Annotated in this window: 4 protein-coding genes and 1 pseudogene; 4 read left to right on the forward strand and 1 reads right to left on the reverse strand. The window is 71.4% G+C overall.

Going from position 1 to position 4,502, the window contains the following annotated elements; genetic code table 11:
• Positions 1–136 precede the first annotated feature (136 nt).
• The 3 genes from deoC to GTW43_RS25035 are packed head-to-tail and all read left to right on the forward strand — an operon-like array spanning position 137 to position 3,422.
• Positions 137–1,093 (forward strand): deoxyribose-phosphate aldolase, encoded by a 957-nt coding sequence (gene deoC / locus GTW43_RS25025; RefSeq protein ID WP_202501909.1) that lies wholly within the window; start codon positions 137–139, stop codon positions 1,091–1,093.
• 6 nt (positions 1,094–1,099) lie between these two features.
• Positions 1,100–2,536, forward strand: coding sequence for an aldehyde dehydrogenase family protein (locus tag GTW43_RS25030; RefSeq protein WP_161304272.1), 1,437 nt, complete (start codon positions 1,100–1,102; stop codon positions 2,534–2,536).
• A complete protein-coding gene (locus GTW43_RS25035; RefSeq protein WP_161304273.1) occupies positions 2,529–3,422 on the forward strand; it encodes an aldehyde dehydrogenase family protein in 894 nt (297 codons plus the stop codon). Before GTW43_RS25030 ends, GTW43_RS25035 begins: the two co-directional genes overlap by 8 nt.
• A gap of 73 nt (positions 3,423–3,495) precedes the next feature.
• On the opposite strand, the gene GTW43_RS25040 is transcribed toward GTW43_RS25035, so the two are convergent.
• Positions 3,496–4,245 (reverse strand): TetR/AcrR family transcriptional regulator, encoded by a 750-nt coding sequence (locus tag GTW43_RS25040; protein ID WP_161304274.1) that lies wholly within the window; start codon positions 4,243–4,245, stop codon positions 3,496–3,498.
• 128 nt (positions 4,246–4,373) lie between these two features.
• On the opposite strand from GTW43_RS25040, the pseudogene GTW43_RS25045 reads away from it, so the two are divergent.
• Positions 4,374–4,502: pseudogene (locus tag GTW43_RS25045) on the forward strand (NAD(P)H-dependent oxidoreductase); the annotation flags it as partial.

Below are 4,502 nucleotides of genomic sequence, written 5' to 3' on the forward strand. Positions count from 1 at the left end.
CGCGGGGAACTGCGCGACCAGCCCCCACCGGCCCGCAGTCGCCCACGAAACAGAACCCGGCAGACGAAAAGGCGCCCCTCCCCCGGCCGACCCCTTGTCCCGCCGCTACGCGCGTAGATATGCTCAGCTCGTGACCATGCCCACTGCACCCGCCCAAGAACACGCCCTGGCCGACGCCACCGCGTCCGAGAGCACCCTGCGCCGGTTCCTGCAGGGCCTGCCCGGCGTCGACGCGGTGGGCCTGGAGGCCCGGGCCGCCGCCCTCGGCACGCGTTCGATCAAGACGACGGCCAAGGCGTACGCGATCGACCTGGCCATCTCGATGATCGACCTGACGACCCTGGAGGGCGCCGACACCCCGGGCAAGGTCCGGGCCCTCGGCGCGAAGGCCGTCCACCCCGACCCGACCGACCGCACGGCGCCCCGCACCGCGGCCGTCTGCGTCTACCCCGACATGGTGGCCACCGCGAAGGCCGCCGTCGCGGGCACGGACGTCAAGGTCGCCTCCGTCGCGACCGCCTTCCCGGCCGGTCGCGCCGCCCTGGAGGTGAAGCTCGGGGACGTCCGCGAGGCCGTCGCCGCGGGCGCCGACGAGATCGACATGGTCATCGACCGCGGCGCCTTCCTCGCGGGCCGGTACATGAAGGTCCACGACGAGATCCGCGCCGTGAAGGAGGCCTCGGGCAGCGCCCGGCTCAAGGTCATCTTCGAGACGGGCGAGCTGTCGACGTACGACAACATCCGGCGGGCGAGCTGGATCGGCATGCTGGCCGGTGCCGACTTCATCAAGACCTCGACCGGCAAGGTGGGGGTCAACGCGACCCCGGCGAACACCCTGCTCATGCTCGAGGCGGTCCGCGACTTCCGCGCCGCGACCGGCGTGCAGATCGGTGTGAAGCCCGCCGGAGGCATCCGCACCTCGAAGGACGCCGTCAAGTTCCTCGTGCTCGTGAACGAGACGGTGGGCGAGGACTGGCTCGACAACCACTGGTTCCGGTTCGGCGCCTCCAGCCTGCTGAACGACCTGCTCATGCAGCGCCAGAAGCTGGCCACCGGCCGCTACTCCGGTCCCGACTACGTGACGGTGGACTGATCACCCATGACATCTGTTTTCGAGTACGCGCCCGCGCCCGAGTCCCGCTCGGTCGTGGACATCGCCCCGTCGTACGGGCTGTTCATCGACGGCGAGTTCACCGAGGCCGCCGACGGCAAGGTCTTCAAGTCGGTCTCGCCGTCCACCGAGGAGGTCCTCTCCGAGGTCGCCCAGGCCGGTGCGGCGGATGTCGAGCGCGCCGTGAAGGCGGCCCGCAAGGCCTTCGAGAAGTGGTCGGCACTGTCCGGCGCCGAGCGCGGCAGGTACCTCTTCCGCATCGCCCGCATCATCCAGGAGCGCAGCCGTGAGCTCGCCGTCCTGGAGACGCTGGACAACGGCAAGCCGATCAAGGAGACCCGCGACGCGGACCTCCCGCTCGTCGCCGCGCACTTCTTCTACTACGCGGGCTGGGCCGACAAGCTCGACCACGCCGGGTTCGGCCCGGACCCGAAGGCGCTGGGCGTCGCGGGCCAGGTCATCCCGTGGAACTTCCCGCTCCTGATGCTGGCCTGGAAGATCGCCCCGGCGCTCGCGACGGGCAACACGGTGGTCCTCAAGCCCGCCGAGACGACCCCGCTGTCGGCGCTGTTCTTCGCCGACATCTGCCGCCAGGCCGGCCTGCCCAAGGGCGTCGTCAACATCCTTCCCGGGTACGGCGACGCGGGGGCCGCGCTCGTCGCGCACCCCGACGTCAACAAGGTGGCCTTCACCGGTTCCACCGCCGTCGGCAAGGAGATCGCCCGCACGCTCGCCGGCACCGACAAGAAGCTCACGCTCGAACTCGGCGGCAAGGGCGCGAACATCGTCTTCGACGACGCCCCGATCGACCAGGCCGTCGAGGGCATCGTCACCGGCATCTTCTTCAACCAGGGCCAGGTCTGCTGCGCGGGCTCGCGCCTCCTCGTCCAGGAGTCGGTCCAGGACGAGCTGCTCGACCGCCTCAAGAACCGGCTGTCGACGCTGCGCCTCGGCGACCCGCTCGACAAGAACACGGACATCGGTGCGATCAACTCGGCCGAGCAGCTGGCCCGGATCACGGCGCTCGCCGAGACGGGCGAGGCGGAGGGCGCCGAGCGCTGGTCCGCGCCGTGCGAGCTGCCGTCGTCCGGCTACTGGTTCGCCCCGACGCTCTTCACGAACGTCACGCAGGCGCACACCGTCGCCCGCGACGAGATCTTCGGCCCGGTCCTGTCCGTGCTCTCCTTCCGCACCCCGGAGGAGGCCGTCGCCAAGGCCAACAACACGCAGTACGGGCTCTCGGCCGGCATCTGGACCGAGAAGGGCTCCCGCATACTCGCCGTGGCGAACCGGCTGCGCGCCGGGGTCGTCTGGGCCAACACGTTCAACAAGTTCGACCCGACCTCGCCCTTCGGCGGCTACAAGGAGTCGGGTTTCGGCCGCGAGGGCGGCCGTCACGGTCTGGAGGCCTACCTCGATGTCTGACGCGCGTCTGAGTGTCTTCAAGACCTACAAGCTGTACGTGGGCGGGAAGTTCCCGCGTTCCGAGAGCGGCCGGGTGTACGAGGTGACCGATCGCAAGAGCGGCGACTGGCTGGCGAACGCGCCCCTGTCCTCCCGCAAGGACGGCCGGGACGCGGTCGTCGCCGCCCGCAAGGCCTTCGGCGGCTGGTCGGGCGCGACGGCGTACAACCGCGGCCAGGTCCTCCACCGCGTCGCCGAGATGCTGGAGGGCCGCCGCGAGCAGTTCGTGCGCGAGGTCGCCGAGGCCGAGGGCCTGTCGAAGGCGAAGGCGACCGCCCAGGTCGACGCGGCCATCGACCGCTGGGTCTGGTACGCGGGCTGGACCGACAAGGTCGCCCAGGTCGTCGGCGGTGCGAACCCGGTCGCGGGCCCCTTCTTCAACCTGTCGACGCCCGAGCCGACCGGTGTCGTCACGGTCGTCGCCCCGCAGGAGTCCTCTCTGCTCGGCCTGGTCTCGGTGATCGCCCCGGTCATCGCGACCGGCAACACCGTGGTGGTCGTCGCGAGCGAGAAGGCACCGCTTCCGGCCCTCTCCCTCGGCGAGGTCCTCGCCACCTCCGACGTGCCGGGCGGCGTCGTCAACATCCTGTCCGGCAGGGCGGCGGAGATCGCCCCGTCCCTCGCCGCGCACCAGGACGTCAACGGCATCGACCTCACCGGCACCGACGCGGAGCTCGCCAAGGAGCTGGAGATCGCGGCCGCCGACAACCTGAAGCGCGTGCGCCGCCCGCGGTCCGGTGAGGACTTCACGGCCGACCCGGGCACGGACCGCCTCACGTCGTTCCTGGAGACGAAGACGGTCTGGCACCCGACCGGCTCCCTGGGCGCGTCCGGCTCCGCGTACTGAGCCGGACGCGGCACCACGGGCCCCGGCCCCTTCTCCGTCCAGGAGGGGCCGGGGCCTCTTCGTGGCGCCGCGCTCAGATCCCGAGCCGCCGCGCGATGCCGTCGAGCACGCAGTCGAGGCCGAAGGCGAACTCCCAGGCCGGGTCGTCCTTGCGGGTCGCGGAGAGGGCGTAGGTCCGGTACGTGGGGTAGCGGCCGCTCTCCATCAGGTAGTTCATCTGCGGCGCGAGTGCCTGCCGGGTCTCGTCGCCGCTCGCCCAGCCGTGATCCGCCTTGTACCGGCTCAGCGCGATCTCCGTCTGGGTCGCCCCGTGCACGAACGCGCTGACCGTGCGGAACGCGGCCATCATCGCGTCGGCGTCGAGGCCCCGGCCGTCCAGTGCCCGCAACTGCCGCTCGGCCACGGCCATCCGGGCCGGCGTGAGCGTGATCAGCGGCAGGGGCGCCTGGCTCAGCCACGGGTGACGGTGCATCAACTCCCGTGTCTGCAGCGCGAAGGAGCGCAGCACCTCGCGCCAGTCGGTGACGTCGTCGGGCACGGTGAGTCCGGCCGAGACCCGGTCGAACATGAGCGCCCACAGGTCCTCCTTGCCGGAGACGTGCCGGTACGCGGCCATGGGCGCGACCCCGAGCCTGGCGGCGAGCCGGCGCATGGTGACGGCGTCCCCGCCCTCCTCGTCGGCCAGCTCGACGGCCGCCTCGGCGATCCGGTCCAGCGTCAGCGACGTACGCCGGGCGGGTGCGGGCCGCTCCAGCCGCTCCCAGAGCGAGGGCTCCACCAGGCTCGCCTCACGGCTGTCGCCCGCTTCCTTCTGTGCCGCCACGGTCGGCTCCTCCCGCTCGATGTCTCGCGTACAGCGTATCCCTCGGTGGACGCCGTACACATTCGGTGTGTACGTTGTACGCAAGAGATACGCCGTACACATCGGCGTACCCGACCAGGGGGTCCACCATGTCCAGCACCGAGCAGCCCACCGCCCCGCTCCGCGTCGCCGTCCTCGTCGCCTCCACCCGCGAGGGCCGCTTCGCCCCCGTCGTGACCCGATGGCTGACCGGCCATCTCGGACAGCGCCCCGACCTG

Source organism: Streptomyces sp. SID5785, from assembly GCF_009870065.1.
Classification (GTDB): domain Bacteria; phylum Actinomycetota; class Actinomycetes; order Streptomycetales; family Streptomycetaceae; genus Streptomyces.

Coding starts and splice junctions, on each gene's coding strand:
- GTW43_RS25035 (WP_161304273.1), top strand. CDS start 2,529: ATGTCTGACGCGCGTCTGAGTGTCTTCAAGACCTACAAGCTGTACGTG.
- GTW43_RS25030 (WP_161304272.1), top strand. CDS start 1,100: ATGACATCTGTTTTCGAGTACGCGCCCGCGCCCGAGTCCCGCTCGGTC.
- deoC (WP_202501909.1), top strand. CDS start 137: ATGCCCACTGCACCCGCCCAAGAACACGCCCTGGCCGACGCCACCGCG.